This is a genomic window from Aequorivita flava (assembly GCF_038742595.1).
Taxonomy (GTDB): Bacteria; Bacteroidota; Bacteroidia; order Flavobacteriales; family Flavobacteriaceae; genus Aequorivita; species Aequorivita marisscotiae.
This window is the reverse complement of the sequence record NZ_JBANCF010000001.1, coordinates 42,952-58,635: the sequence shown is the minus strand read 5'-3', so window position 1 is coordinate 58,635 and position 15,684 is coordinate 42,952. Positions and strand designations below refer to the sequence as shown.

Sequence of the window (15,684 nt, the reverse complement as noted above, 5' to 3'; positions counted from 1 at the left end):
CAAAAAATAAAGCATAAAAAAAGGTTATTCTTGATATTCAAAAATAACCTTTTTAAAAGTCTGTGAAATATATTTCTATTCTAATATAATCCTTTTAACGCCGGTACCGTAACTATTTTCAAGATTGATGAAGTAAACACCGCTTGATAAGTTAGAAACATCGAAAGAATAATTGTTTAATTCGGCAACCGATTGAAAGTAATAAGCCTTTACAGATTTGCCATCAACAGTATTAATGGTCAATCGTGAAATGGTTTCAGGATACTTGGTTTTTATGTGAAATATTCCATTAGAAGGATTCGGAAATACAGAAATATCGTAAATCTGGGTATTGTCTATGCTGTTCACACCCAAAATGTTGCCGTAAACCATTGGGTTGTTACTTTGGTTAATTATGTGTGTATCTACATAATAAATTGGGTTATAGCCATCGTTACAATCGGGGCAAGTTTGTCCCGAAACACAATCGGGATTGTTTGGGTGACAAAAATCCTGATACGATGGGTGAAAGCGGTAATCTAAATTAAATGTAGTTCCTGCATACTGTGTAAAATCGTAAATATGTGGTGGCGAAATTGCTCCCGGGCACCATCCCGAACGGTTGTACTGCCACGTTCCCTGCTGGCCCGTACAGTTATCCGGATTGGGATTACAGGAGTTAAAAAGATGCTGCTCAAAGGTTTCAACCCCATCAATATCAAAGTAGTGATATGCATTAAAAAACTCTGCTGCGTTTGCAGTATTGTTAGCGCCCCAGCCATGACCCGTGTTAGAAACACGCAAATGCGAAGCTTCAACCTGCGCAGGAATAGCTACACTAAACGTTTCAACAGGTTGCAAGTTTGCAGGATCGCCAAAGGCGTAACCGTCGTCCCAAACCTCTACTACATTGCTGTAAGCGTATTGAGGCGCGCCAGCGGTATATTCTGTGTCTAAGGTAAGCTGCCAGCCACCAGTGCCCCACGTATCAATAAACACGCGTATTTCTACTTCACCTTGCAGCAGAGACGAATAATCAGTAATATTCAATTGGTGATTGCACCCTACTCCAAAAGGTGTGATGTATCTAATAAGCTGAATCCAATTGCCGTCCGGTGCCTTTACATCTATAAAGGCCCAACGATCCCAGTCGTCGCAACCACCTGAAATATTTGGACATTCAACTTCTAAAAAAGCATTTAAATCGTTGTATGCGCCAACAAATTGCGGAAAGGTGTGCATTCCGTAGTACCAACGGTCGTTTTGACCGGTAAATTCAATTACTACATCTTCCAAACTTCGCACTACTTGGGTTGTTGAAGTTTCATTCACGGTAATATTTCGCGTTAGTGTAGCTTCATCGCCGTTAGTAGTTTTCGCGGTAATTACAATTGTATGCGCTCCGTAATTAGCGGGAGTCCATAAATAATAATAAAACCCTGTTTCAGCCACTGCGGGGTAATCTGTGCCATTAATGTTTACAATCACTTCCGAAATGCTATCAGGCAAATCTACCGATGCATTCATATAAATTGGGTACGGTTTTAAAACGGGCATTTCGAGGGGATAATCTTCCGTTAGCCTGGTTGTTAGTTCCGGAGTACTTAGCGCTGCCGCAAATACCGACATTTGGAGCAAAAGCGTTAAAGCAAAAAGAAAGTAGTTTTTTTTCATCTTTAAATAAGGTTTGATTTTTAGGAAGTTGCAAGGTCCAAATAGACTTCCTGAAATAGTTTATGTTTTTACGATGGACTTTGGGTGAATTGGAATGTTTAAATTAGCCAATGTTTTAACAAATATATCTTTTTAAGTACATTAGTTGCAATTAGCGCGATTTTATTTGGAGAAAATTGCAAGCCAAATTTATGAATAATAATTTTTTACAAACCCCAATAGATTATTTAAAAGGCGTAGGACCGAATAGGGCCGATTTGCTAAAAAAAGAATTGGGCATTCATACCTTTCAGGATTTGCTGAATCTTTTTCCGAATAGATATTTGGACCGAACGCAATACTACAAAATTGGTCAATTGCAACAAACCAATGCCGAGGTGCAAATTGTGGGAAAGATTACCCACATAAAAAGTGTGGAACAGAAAAGAGGAAAGCGATTGGTTGCAACTTTTATTGATGAAACAGGCAGCATGGAATTGGTTTGGTTCCGTGGTCAAAAATGGATTCGCGACAATTTAAAGCTCAACGTTCCGTATGTAGTTTTCGGAAAGACCAATTATTTCAACGGTAGTTTTTCCATGCCACATCCCGAAATGGAATTGCTGGAGGCACATGAAAAAAGCATTCGTTCTGCCATGCAGCCCGTTTATCCTTCAACCGAAAAATTAAGCAATAGCGGGATTACAAATAGAGTGATAAACGGATTGATGCAACAACTATTTTTAGAGAGCAAAAATGCCTTCGCCGAAACACTTGCAAAAACACTTTTGGAACAGCTAAAATTGGTGTCGAAAAAGGAAGCACTTTTCAATATACATTTTCCAAAAAGTCAGGCGCATTTAGCACGGGCACAATACCGATTAAAGTTTGAAGAATTATTCTATATTCAACTGCAATTAATTCGGAAAAACCTCATCCATAAATCAAAAATCAAGGGCCATACTTTCGATAAAATAGGGCATAATTTTAATACTTTTTACAAAGAACATTTACCCTTTAATTTAACCAATGCGCAGAAGCGAGTTGTTAAAGAAATTCGCAATGATTTGGGTAGCCATGCGCAAATGAATAGACTTTTGCAGGGCGATGTGGGTTCTGGCAAAACAATTGTAGCGCTCATGTCAATGTTAATAGCTATTGACAATGGTTTTCAAGCCTGTTTAATGGCGCCTACTGAAATTTTGTCAGTCCAACATTATAACGGTTTAATTGATTTATGTAAAAACCTCAATACCAGTATAGAACTTTTAACTGGTTCAACTAAAACTTCAAAGAGAAGAGAGATTCATGAAAAATTGGAAAACGGCGAATTAAACATCTTAATTGGCACTCACGCCCTATTGGAAGACAAGGTGAAATTTAAAAATTTAGGGCTTGCAATTGTGGATGAGCAACACCGTTTTGGAGTTGAACAAAGAAGTAAATTATGGCATAAGGGAGGCCCACCTCAATCCTCCCTGAGGGAGGAAGCAGCTAGGGTGCGTAAAAAGTACATGACAGCTAGGTCATCTACTTATAACTTGCTGAAAGAGCTTCAGCAAAAAAACAAGAAGCAACCAACCCAAGCAGAAGCAATTTTATGGGATTGTTTACGGACCAAAAAACTTGATTATAAATTCAGAAGACAACATATCATAGATGAGTTTATTGTCGATTTTGTCTGTCTCGAAAAAAAGCTGATAATTGAAGTAGATGGAGGCTATCACAACCACCCACAACAAAAAGAAGCTGATGAACTAAGAACGCAAATTTTAAAAGAACTGAAGTTTAAAGTACTACGGTTCACAAATGAAGAAATAATAGGCAATATCGATGCCTCGTTAAAAAAAATAGAAACTATTTTAAAAAGCCTCCCCTCGGGGGAGGTTGGAGGGGCCGGGGCTATCCCTCCGCACATTCTCGTAATGACCGCTACCCCCATCCCCCGCACCCTCGCCATGAGCGTTTATGGCGACCTGGATATTAGTGTAATTGACGAGCTTCCGCCGGGCAGAAAAGACATTAAAACCGTACACCGTTTTGATGCAAATAGACTAAAGGTTTTTCGCTTTATAAAGGATGAAATTAACAAGGGCCGGCAGGTGTATATTGTGTATCCCTTAATACAGGAAAGCGAAACAATGGATTACAAGGATTTGATGGACGGGTACGAAAGTATTGTGCGCGAATTTCCACAGCCGAAGTATCAAGTATCCATTGTGCATGGACAGATGAAACCTGCCGACAAGGAATACGAAATGAACCGATTTATAAAAGGCGAAACCCATATTATGGTCGCCACCACGGTAATTGAAGTTGGCGTGAATGTACCAAATGCCAGTGTAATGATTATTGAAAGCGCGGAACGTTTCGGGCTTTCGCAATTGCATCAGTTGCGTGGTCGTGTGGGTCGCGGTGCGGAACAGAGCTACTGTATCTTAATGACCAGCCACAAACTTTCGGCAGACGCAAAAACCCGTTTGGCCACCATGGTGCGTACCAGCGACGGATTTGAAATTGCCGAAGTAGATTTAAAACTACGCGGCCCCGGCGATATTATGGGCACCCAGCAAAGCGGCGTATTAAACCTTCGCATTGCAGATATTGTAAAAGATTCAGAGATATTAAAAATAGCCCGAAGCTATGCCGCCCAAATCTTAAAAGCAGACCCCAACCTCACTTCCACGGAAAATATTCCTATAAAGAACACCTATGCACAGCTTGTGAAATATCGGAATATTTGGAATTATATTTCATAAAAGAATAACATAGCGATACTGAATTCTAAAAATAAATCTAAAAAAACAATGTCTTTTGATTACATTTGAAAAAAAATAAAAACCCATTAAAGCAGTATGGTAATTTCGAAAAAACACGGCATGAAAATTTTTAAATTACTTAACTTAAGTCTTCTTATAATTGTTGCAATTTCCGTAATAGCGTGTAATGACGATCCAAAAGACGAAAAGCAAACCGTAGATTTAATAGGCGAATGGCGTCGTAGCGATTTTAACGATGAATTTGAGTACAAATTAACTTTTCACTCCAACAATAGCGGCATTAGATTTCAGCGCGAAGGAAACAGTACCCAAGGAATTTCCAGCGCAATGACTTTTGAATGGACTATGGATGACAGCACCCTAACCCTAGATTTTAATGGCGACATTAAAACCACGTCTTATGCTGTAAATGAAGAAGGACATCTGCTTTTAAGCGATATAACCGACTTTTATTTTACCAAAATAAAGTAACTGGCACCCAACGCAACCGTGAAATTGCTGCCATCCAGAATTTGCGAACTTAAAAAAGTTTACAAGCGGCGTAAAACTTTATGCAGATTTTAAATTATCTTCCACAAAAACAGACATCCCGGTTCAGTTTTAACTGAAAAAGAAATACTTTCGCAAAAAATAATTTAAAATGAAATTTGCACTCCCCTTAACTTTCTGTCTTCTGGTTTTTTCAATTTCGGGTAGCAAGGCACAGGTTTTTAACTCCTTTTACAACGAAATTGCTGAAAACGTATCAGCCGCCAACTTAAGTAACGACCTTACAACTTTGGTCAATTTTGGCGTTAAAGAGCCCGGAACCAATGCTATTGAAAATGCGAAGGACTGGATAATTAACAGATACCAAACCTTGGGATATACCGACATTGAAACGCAACCCTTTACCGTTTACGGCCAGGTAACATCAAATATAATTGTTACAAAAACAGGGAGCGTTTACCCAAATACCTTTTTAATACTAGACGGCCATTACGACACCCTAAATGGCCCTGGTGCCAATGATAATGGCAGTGGCACGGTACTTTTATTAGAATTGGCAAGACTGCTAAAAAACGTAGATACCGAATACTCCATCAAATTTATTCACTTTAGCGGCGAGGAAGAAGGTTTAATTGGCAGTGAGTACTATGTAAACAACACTGTAATACCAGAAAATCTAGATATAAAATTGGTTTTAAACATAGACGAAGTAGGAGGTGTTGCCGGTATGAACAACAATACAATTGTTTGCGAACGCGACGAAAGTGCGCCTAACTCAAACAATGCTGCATCTGCACAGGCCACTCAAGAAATGGCTAACTGCTTTGGGCTTTATTCAAGTTTGCAAACTACAATTTCAAACGCATACGGATCAGACTATGTGCCATTTGAAAATAATGGTGAAATAATTACCGGTTTATACGAAGCAAATGAATCGCCTTATCCGCATACTCCAGACGATGTTATTGAAAACATGGATCTCAATTACGTTTTTGAAGTAACCAAAGGAGCTTTGGGATCGGCTCTACATTTTGCGTTGGGACGCGAACCGTTAGGTGTTTTTGAAAATGACTTTACTAAAAATATTGTTATTTTTCCCAATCCTTCCAAGGGCCAATTTACGGTTTCATTTAGCGCACTTCCAGCGGAAAAAATTGAGCTTACCGTATTTGATGTATTGGGAAAGATGATTTATAACAACCCCTTAAACAATTCAACCAACTACATTAGCATATCTGGTTTAAAAAGAGGAATTTACTTCGGAATATTTCAGTCCGAAAATTATCGGGTAGTTAAAAAAATTGTTTTGGAATAAGCCATTAATTCAACCTCTTATTTTATTTAAAGAATGCTAGTTTTACATTTAATTAGCAATTATAAAAACAACACAACCGTTAGCATATGGAACAATCAGAGTTTTTAGAAAAGAACATTTTTGTAGATTTAGAAAACCTGAACAACGACGATGTGGATGTGCATCGATTTTCTGAAGCCGATTTCAAAATTGTTCTTGAGCGTGTTGCCTACTTCGGAATTGGCGTTTACACTATTGAAACTTGGGAGCAAAATAAAATGCACACAACTGCTGCACATACCGATTTTAAGAAAAAAGCCACCGACCCAAGATGGTATAATAAAGCGTATTTAACTTTTAAAACTTCGCAGGCTGAGCTTACATATTCGGCTACTTATAAAGTTTCGAACAAACTATTAGAGCGGTAAAACAATCCTATAACTCACGATTAAATCATGCGTACCGCTATCATTTCTCTTTTCAGTTTAAGAATTAGCCGTGCTTTTACGAATCTGGGTATTTTAAGGCGTCGCGATAATTTTCTTGCCAATTAAATTAGTTATCAGTACATTTAGGTTTATGACAGAAGCCGCAATAGAAGAAGAGAAAAAGGAGCTCGCAAAGCAATACAAACAGTTGCTGAAAATTAGTTACAGGACCCTCACAAAAGAGGATAAAAAACTGATTCGCAGTGCTTTTGACTTGGCTGTAGATGCCCATAAAGACCAGCGCCGCAAAAGTGGCGAGGCTTATATTTTTCACCCCATTGCGGTCGCTAAAATCGTTGCTTCGGAGATTGGATTAGACGCTACATCTATTGCAGCTGCCCTTTTGCACGATGTGGTGGAGGACACCGATTACAACCTAGACGACATAGAACGAATGTTTGGCGTGGTGGTGGCACGAATTGTAGACGGCCTCACTAAGATTGCACATATAAACATGGCCGAAGATGTTTCTATGCAAGCCGAAAACTTTCGGAAAATGCTTCTTACGTTAAATGAAGACATTCGTGTAATTATTATAAAAATTGCAGATAGGTTGCACAATATGCAAACCATGGAAAGCATGCCGCGGGATAAACAGCAAAAAATAGCTTCGGAAACGCTTTATATTTATGCTCCCCTAGCCCACCGGATAGGGCTTTATAACATAAAATCTGAATTGGAGGATTTAGGCTTAAAGTTTACCGAACCCGAAGTTTATGCAGATATTTTAGGAAGAATAAAGGAAAGCAAAGAAGAACAGGACGCATATATTGAAGCATTTACAAAAGTGATTAAAAACACTTTGGACGCCGAAAATTTAGAATACGAAATTAAAGGTAGGCCAAAGTCTATCTTTTCAATCCGAAGGAAAATGCTGGCTCAAAATGTGAGTTTTGACGAGGTTTACGACAAGTTCGCCGTTCGGATTATTTATAAAAGCGCCCCCGAAAACGAAAAGTTCTTTGCTTGGAAAATATATTCTATCGTTACAGATCATTTTCGCCCCAACCCTATTCGTTTGCGCGATTGGATTTCCTCACCCAAATCTACTGGTTACGAGGCACTGCACATTACCGTTATGGGGCCAAAAGGACGCTGGGTAGAAGTACAGATTCGCAGTGAACGAATGAATGAAATTGCCGAAAAAGGTTTTGCTGCTCACTACAAATACAAAAACAAGGAAAAAGACGACGGAGGTCTTGAAAATTGGTTAAACAAATTACAGGAAACCTTAGAGAATTCAGAAATCAGCGCGGTGGATTTTGTGGAGGAATTTAAACTGAATCTCTATGCAAAGGAAATCTTCGTGTTTTCACCAAAGGGCGATTTGTATTCCCTTCCAAAAGGAGCAACTGGTTTGGATTTCGCATTCCACATTCACACCGAAATAGGAATGCACACCCGTGGCACAAAAGTAAACGGAAAATTAGTGCCGCTAAGCCACGAACTTAAAAGCGGCGATCAAGTAGAAGTTATAACCTCCGAAAGCTCTAAGCCAACGGCCAACTGGCTAAATTATGCCACTACGGGTCGCGCCCGTTCCAAGATTAAATCTTCATTAAAAGACGAAAAGAAACAACTTGCCGAAGAAGGAAAAATAATATTAGCGCGCAAATTAAAATCCTTAAAGATAAATTTAGACGAACACACCTTAAATCAACTAGTTGTTTTCTTTAAGGTAAAAACGAGTTTAGACTTGTACTACCGCGTAGGGGCAGGTATTATTGACAACCCGAAACTGAAGGATTTTGCAGCTTCGCGAAGCAATGCATTTATTAGCTTCTTTAAAAATAGGATACGCAAGCCAGAGAAGCCCGAAGATGTTAATAAGGAGGAAATAACCGAAAAATTTGACCAACTTGTATTCGGCAAAAACGAAGATAAGCTGGATTATAAAATAGCGAACTGTTGTAACCCAATTCCGGGCGATAATGTTTTCGGCTTTGTAACCGTTAATGAAGGTATTAAAATTCATAAAACCAATTGCCCTAACGCATTGCAATTACAGAGCAATTACAGCTATCGCATTATGCCTGCCAAATGGATTGACAGCACCCAACGCGAATTTAAAGCAGTTTTAACCATAAGCGGTATTGATACCATTGGGTTGGTAAACGAAGTGACAAAAGTAATTTCGAACAACCTGCACATAGATATGAAGAGTGTTCATTTTGACAGTAACGACGGGGTTTTCACAGGTAAAATTGTAGTAGTTGTAAAAAACAAAACCATACTAAACAATCTTGTTGAAAACATTAAAAAAATTAATGGAATTGATAAGGTTACGCGAATTTAATTGTCGGGTGACGGTTGTCGGGTGACGGTTGTCAGTTGTCGGTTGTCAGTTGTCGGTTGTCAGTTGTCGGTTGTCGGTTGTCGGTTGACGGGTGACGGTTGTGGGTTGTGGGTTGACGGTTATCGGTTGGAGGTTGTGGGTTGTCGGGTGAAGGTTAGGTCCATTTCACGGATGACTTTCATTTTCTATCATTTCGCCAATGCCACATCTAAAATTTGAGTAACTTTGCAAACTTAATTATGAGTTCAAAAACAGACATAACAAATCAGGCCATTGTAAAGAATGTTTTCACCGGTTTTCTCGAAGATAAGGGACACCGAAAAACGCCTGAACGCTACGCTATTCTACAAGAAATTTACGACCACGACGACCATTTCGATATTGAGTCGCTGTACATAAATATGAAGAATAAAAATTACCGCGTTAGCCGTGCCACGCTTTACAATACCATTGAATTACTATTAGAGTGCGGCTTGGTACGCAAGCATCAATTTGGCCAAAACCAAGCTCATTACGAAAAGTCGTATTTTGATCGCAATCACGATCATGTTATCCTTACAGATGGCGAGGTAATTGAGTTTTGCGACCCGCGCATCCACAGCATCAAAAAAACAATTGAAGAGGTTTTTAATATTGAAATAACAAACCATTCACTATATTTCTACGGAACTAAAAAAACGCCCGCCACATCCGATGACGGGAACAATCAATAAAAAATTATGGCAGTAGACTTACTACTTGGACTACAATGGGGCGACGAAGGCAAAGGAAAAATTGTCGATGTTCTAACAAAAAACTACAATATAATTGCACGTTTTCAGGGCGGACCAAATGCTGGGCATACACTGGAATTTGACGGTCATAAACACGTGTTGCACACCATCCCGAGTGGAATTTTTCACGAAGGCACCATCAATTTGGTCGGCAACGGGGTTGTAATTGATCCGGTAATTTTTAAAAGGGAATTAGACAATCTCGCGAAATTTAATCTAGACCTTAAAAAGAGCTTACTTATTTCGCGAAAAGCACATCTTATATTACCCACTCACCGCTTGTTGGATGCGGCTTCCGAAGCTTCAAAAGGAAAGGCAAAAATAGGCTCTACTTTAAAGGGAATTGGCCCTACCTATATGGACAAAACAGGTAGAAACGGAATACGGGTAGGCGATCTGGAATTGGAAAATTGGCAAGAAAAATATAGAGCTTTGGCCGATAAGCACGAAGCGATGATTGGTTTTTACAATGTAGATGTGCAGTACGATTTAGCCGATCTTGAAGCCGAATTCTTTAAGGCTGTTGAAGTCTTAAAAAACCTAACATTTATTGATAGTGAAGAATACCTTCATCAAGCACAAAAGGAAGGTAAAACAATTCTTGCCGAAGGCGCTCAAGGTTCGTTGCTCGATATAGATTTTGGAACCTATCCTTTTGTTACCTCATCCAATACCACAGCTGCCGGAGCCTGTACAGGCTTAGGGGTAGCACCGGGTAAAATAAAGGAAGTTTTTGGAATATTTAAAGCATACACAACCCGCGTGGGTAGTGGCCCCTTCCCTACTGAACTTTTTGATGAAGTTGGCGAATCCATGGGCCGTATCGGGAATGAGTTTGGCGCAACCACAGGGCGTCCGAGACGCTGTGGCTGGTTAGATTTGGTAGCACTACGCTATGCGGTGCAGGTAAATGGAGTAACCCAGTTAATAATGATGAAAGGCGACGTTTTAAGTGGTTTTGAAACCCTAAAAGTATGTACCGCTTATAATTATAATGGTGAAACCATTCATCATTTTCCATATAATATTGAAGCCGAAAATGTTACGCCGGTTTACACCGAAATGAAAGGCTGGCATGCAGATTTAACCCAAATGACTGACGCTTCACAAATGCCACAAGCTTTAAATGATTATATCGATTTCCTGGAAAAAGAACTGGAAGTGCCTATTAAAATAGTTTCCGTTGGGCCAGATAGAAAACAGACCATTCATCGGGATTAAGCTGGAGGTTTTAGGTTGGGATTTAGCCCTTTGACTGCGCTAGGATGAAAATCTTGGGATTTGAAATTTGGGATTTGGGATTTGAAACTTGGGATTTTAAACATAATATTATTTGAGAGTAAATTCGATATATAGTTTTTTTCTTTTTTTTCTTCTTTTCGGATATGGAGCCACCCTTACTGCCCAGGAAAAACAAAAGGTAGATATACAATCCGGTTATCTGGAATTACGACCAGAATTTCCCGACGCGGCTATTTATACCAAAGACGAGACAGGCCAAGTTTATATTGTGCACGAAGGGGTAGAAATGTGGTGCGACCAAGCGTTTGTTTACTTAAAAAGTAATTTTGTAAAAGCTTATGGCGACGTGCGTATAAGTCAAGGCGACACGGTGTCTATGAACAGCAAATACGCCGAATACAACGGAAATACACAGTTTGCATTCGCTACTGGCGATGTAGTTTTAACCGAGCCAAAAACCACATTAAAAACAGATACTCTCTATTTTGACCGAATAAAACAACAGGCTTATTACAGAACCGGCGGCACGGTACAGGATACTGCCAGCGTGTTAACAAGTAGATCGGGTAGGTATTTTGCTGAAAGTAAAAAATATCAATTCCTTCAAAATGTAAAAATTGTTAATCCGAAATATACCGTAAACAGCAATCAATTAGATTTTTATTCGGAGTCTGGAGCTGCGTATCTTTACGGCCCTTCCACAATTGTAAGCGAAACTAGCACTGTTTACTGTGAACGCGGATATTACGACACGCGTGGGGATACGGGTTATTTTGTAAAAAATTCAAAAGTAGATTACGAGAACCGAACCTTGTACGGCGATAGTATTTATTTTGATCGCAATAAAAATTTTGCTTCTGCCACCAATAACATTCGCGTGTTAGACACTATCAACAAAAGTGTAATCCGCGGGCATTACGCAGAAGTTTTCCGCGAAAAGGACTCCGTTTTTATTACCAAACGCGCTGTAGCGATAACGGTACGCGATACAGATTCCATTTATGTACATGCAGATACCTTGCGGGTTACCGGTAAGCCGGACAATAGAATTTTAAGAGGGTTTTATCGCGCTCGTCTTTTTAAACCCGGGAAAGCTGGCGACGACCCAACCAGTGGAAAATGCGATTCTATTTATGTGAATGAAAAACGCGGAATTACCAAACTTTTGCGAAATCCTGTACTTTGGAGCGGCGAAAACCAAATGACTGGCGACACCATTCATTTACTTTCAGATACCATTACCGATAAACTCGATACGCTTAAAGTATTCAACAATGCATTTTTGGTGCAAAAAGACAGTATGGGCTTTAATCAAGTAAAGGGAGAGCGGCTTATTGGGCTATTCACAAATAATGAATTAGATACCGTAAATATCAATAAAAACACACAAGTAATCTATTATTCGCGAAACGACAAAGACGAATTGGTAGGTATAAACAATACAGTTTCCAGTTCCATTCAAATGTATTTGGAAGAGCAGCAAATTACCGGAATTAGGTTTATAAAAAAAGCTGATGGAAAAGTGTATCCGCCCTCCCTGCTACCCGAAAATGCACGATTGCTTCCGGGCTTTCAATGGCGGGGCGATGAACGATTATTTGCTGTAGAAGATTTATTTAAGGGAAAACCTGCACCCGTACTTCCGAAGATAACTGGAATACCGTTACCGAAAGATGAAGGTGAATTTTTTGAGGAGCTGCCAGAAGATGAAATTGAACTTCCCGAGGAATCAAAACTGAGTCCGAAAGATTTGCAAAATAGACCCGACGATCCCAAACCCGAAACTTTGGAAAGCGAAGCGAAACGGGATTCCATCCAAAAGAAGGGGAATGATTCTATACCAAACATTAATTAATAATGTCCGTTCGAGCCCAGTCAAGAACCTCAAAGAAGGCTTCGATTATGCAAAAGCTGACACCCAATTAAATGAAAGACGATTTCTACAAATACCAAGCGCAGACTACACCCCATCCGTTGGCGTTGGAAATTTCGCATGCTGTAGGGAGTTATATTTATGACACTTCCGGTAAAAAGCACTTAGATTTTGTTGCGGGCGTTTCAGCTTGCACATTGGGGCATTGCCATCCGCGAGTTGTTTCGGCAATAAAAGAACAAGCTGAAAAATATTTGCATGTTATGGTTTATGGCGAGTATATTCAGAACCAACCGGTGGCCCTTGCAAAGTTGCTCGCAGATAATCTCCCAAAGAGTTTAGACACTACATACCTTGTAAACAGTGGTACCGAGGCAATTGAGGGCGCTTTAAAGCTCGCGCGCCGTGCCACGGGAAGAACGCAAATTTTGTACGCAAACAACGCATATCACGGCAATACTATGGGCTCGATGAGCGTGATGGGTTTTGAGGAACGCAAAAATGCATTTAAACCATTGGTGCCAGATTGTTTTGCTATAAATTTTAATAGCGAAGCAGCTATCCAAAAGATAACCGAGAAAACGGCAGCCATAATTTTGGAAACCATTCAAGGCGGCGCCGGTTTTATTGAACCCAAGAATGATTTTCTAAAAAAAGTACGGCAGCAATGTGATAAAACCGGCACCCTTTTAATTTTAGATGAAATACAGCCCGGTTTTGGCCGAACCGGAAAGCTATTTGCTTTTCAACATTTTGGCATTACGCCCGACATATTGGTAATGGGAAAAGGAATGGGCGGTGGGCTACCAATTGGTGCATTTACGGCTTCACGAACGGTAATGGCCTTGCTACAGGACAATCCTAAGTTGGGGCATATTACTACTTTTGGCGGAAACCCCGTAATTGCCGCTGCCGCTTTGGCAACACTTCAGGAAATTACCGAAACAGATCTTATTGCGCAAACGCTTCAAAAGGAAAAGCTTTTCAGAAAATTGCTTAAACACCCCATGATAAAAGAAGTGCGTGGAAGAGGTTTAATGCTTGCGGCAATGGTTGAAACTGCAGATATTGCCAGCGAAGTAATCCTCGCCTGCAAAGATCGCGGATTGGTTCTTTTTTGGCTGCTTTTTGAAGGCCGCGCCATCCGTATAACGCCACCGCTCACAATCAGTATTGACGAAATTGAGGAAGGCTGTAAAATACTGACAGAGGTTTTAAACGCGGTAAAACAGCAATAAAAAACACATAAAGCCTTTATATATAAGCTTTTACAAGCTTCGTTTTTGTTGATAAGTACGTTAACAAGAAACACGGCATAACTATTGAACTTATTTATACATTATTATCTTTAAAATAGAAGAAACCCGTTAAAACGTGCGTATGCAATTAAGTTCAAACGAGCATAACAACTTCTCGCTGGAAAGATTTGAATCCATGTTGAAAACCAACAGCGTTCTATTTTTCGACTCAGAGGAATTTGAAGAGATAGTGCACCATTACCTAGAAAACGGCAAAATTGCACTAGCTAAAAAAGCCACCAAATTAGGATTGGAGCAGCATCCATCTTCCACCAATCTGAAACTTTTTAGAATTGAAATGTACATTTTTGAAAACCAATTAGACATCGCAGATGAATTATTGGACGAGCTCCACTTATTAGAGCAGGGCAATGAGGAAATTTACATTCAAAAAGCAAATATCTTTTCGCGCCGCGATAAGCACAAAGAGGCAATCCTTCTTTTGGAACAAGCCCTAGAAATTACAGACGACAAGGCCGATGTTTTGTCATTATTGGGAATGGAACATCTTTTTCTGGAAGATTACCAGAACGCGAAACAATGTTTTATAAAGTGTTTGGAAATAGACGAAGAAGATTATTCAGCGCTTTACAACGTAATCTATTGTTTTGAATTTCTTGATGAATACGAAGCTGCCATAAATTATTTAAACGATTTCCTAAATAAAAACCCCTATTGCGAAGTTGCTTGGCACCAAGTTGGTAAAATGTATTACGAGCTTAAAGACTATAAAAAAGCGCTTGCCGCCTACGATTTTGCCATTATTAGCGACGACCGTTTTATTGGCGCATATCTAGAAAAGGGCCGCGTACTCGAAAAACTAAAAAGATATACCGAAGCGATAGATAGTTATAGCATTACTTTGGGCTTAGACGATCCTACCTCCTATGCGCTATTGCGAATGGGGAAATGTTACGAAAAATTGGGCAATACCGAAATGGCGATTCAATTTTACACCAAATGTGTAGCCGAGGATTCGCTCTTAGACAAGGGCTGGATTGCCATAACCGATTTCTATTTAAAAAATAAGCAGTTTCAAAAAGCGTTATATTATATTGAAAAAGCAATAAGCATTGATGGCGAAAACGTGCATTATTGGAAGCGTTATGCTAAAATAAACAACAAGTTAAACCTTTTTGAAGAAGCAGAAGTTGGATTTAGAAAAGCCTTGGAGTTAGGCAATTACGAAATAGAATCGTGGTTAACCCGCGGCGATATATTAATTAACCTCGGCGAATTTGAAGCAGCGGTAAACAATTTTAACCAAGCTTTGGAATTTTACCCCGAGCACGCCGAGATAGAATACCGTCTTTCTGGACTGTACTACACGCTAAGCGAAAGCGACAAGGGCGCATTTCACCTTAAAAATGCCTTGAAATCTGAACCTGAATTTTTAATGATTATCGAAGAGCTGTTCCCGCAGATAATCCAAATGAAATCGGTTGTGGAAATAATTAAACAACACAAAAATCCTTCGATTTAATTTCTGTATTTTTGGGGTTATTTGTAAAGAAAACCT

At 39.5% G+C, this 15,684-nt stretch carries 11 protein-coding genes; 10 read left to right on the top strand and 1 reads right to left on the bottom strand.

What is annotated here, in order from left to right; translation table 11 throughout:
• Positions 1–75 precede the first annotated feature (75 nt).
• A complete protein-coding gene (locus tag VZD24_RS00265; protein WP_342686676.1) occupies positions 76–1,653 on the bottom strand; it encodes a T9SS type A sorting domain-containing protein in 1,578 nt (525 codons plus the stop codon).
• 191 nt (positions 1,654–1,844) lie between these two features.
• On the opposite strand from VZD24_RS00265, the gene VZD24_RS00260 reads away from it, so the two are divergent.
• From VZD24_RS00260 to VZD24_RS00215, 10 genes are all read left to right on the top strand, one after another.
• Positions 1,845–4,391, top strand: a complete 2,547-nt coding sequence (locus tag VZD24_RS00260) for a DUF559 domain-containing protein (RefSeq protein ID WP_342686677.1) — start codon at positions 1,845–1,847, stop codon at positions 4,389–4,391.
• 120 nt (positions 4,392–4,511) lie between these two features.
• Positions 4,512–4,883 (top strand): hypothetical protein, encoded by a 372-nt coding sequence (locus VZD24_RS00255; protein WP_279447410.1) that lies wholly within the window; start codon positions 4,512–4,514, stop codon positions 4,881–4,883.
• Positions 4,884–5,052: 169 nt separating this feature from the next.
• On the top strand, positions 5,053–6,216 hold the full coding sequence (locus tag VZD24_RS00250) for a M28 family peptidase (protein ID WP_342686678.1): 1,164 nt from the start codon (positions 5,053–5,055) through the stop codon (positions 6,214–6,216).
• A gap of 86 nt (positions 6,217–6,302) precedes the next feature.
• On the top strand, positions 6,303–6,623 hold the full coding sequence (locus VZD24_RS00245) for a hypothetical protein (protein ID WP_279447406.1): 321 nt from the start codon (positions 6,303–6,305) through the stop codon (positions 6,621–6,623).
• Between the two features lie 151 nt (positions 6,624–6,774).
• Positions 6,775–8,979, top strand: a complete 2,205-nt coding sequence (locus tag VZD24_RS00240; protein WP_279447404.1) for a RelA/SpoT family protein — start codon at positions 6,775–6,777, stop codon at positions 8,977–8,979.
• 239 nt (positions 8,980–9,218) lie between these two features.
• On the top strand, positions 9,219–9,692 hold the full coding sequence (locus VZD24_RS00235) for a Fur family transcriptional regulator (protein WP_279447402.1): 474 nt from the start codon (positions 9,219–9,221) through the stop codon (positions 9,690–9,692).
• Positions 9,693–9,698: 6 nt separating this feature from the next.
• On the top strand, positions 9,699–10,973 hold the full coding sequence (locus tag VZD24_RS00230; RefSeq protein WP_279447401.1) for an adenylosuccinate synthase: 1,275 nt from the start codon (positions 9,699–9,701) through the stop codon (positions 10,971–10,973).
• Between the two features lie 112 nt (positions 10,974–11,085).
• Positions 11,086–12,849 carry an OstA-like protein gene (locus tag VZD24_RS00225; RefSeq protein ID WP_279447400.1) on the top strand — a complete coding sequence of 588 codons (1,764 nt, stop codon included), beginning with the start codon at positions 11,086–11,088 and terminating at the stop codon, positions 12,847–12,849.
• Positions 12,850–12,920: 71 nt separating this feature from the next.
• Positions 12,921–14,105 (top strand): aspartate aminotransferase family protein, encoded by a 1,185-nt coding sequence (locus VZD24_RS00220; protein ID WP_342686679.1) that lies wholly within the window; start codon positions 12,921–12,923, stop codon positions 14,103–14,105.
• A 142-nt stretch (positions 14,106–14,247) separates the two neighbouring features.
• A complete protein-coding gene (locus VZD24_RS00215; protein WP_342686680.1) occupies positions 14,248–15,648 on the top strand; it encodes a tetratricopeptide repeat protein in 1,401 nt (466 codons plus the stop codon).
• Positions 15,649–15,684: the final 36 nt, after the last annotated feature.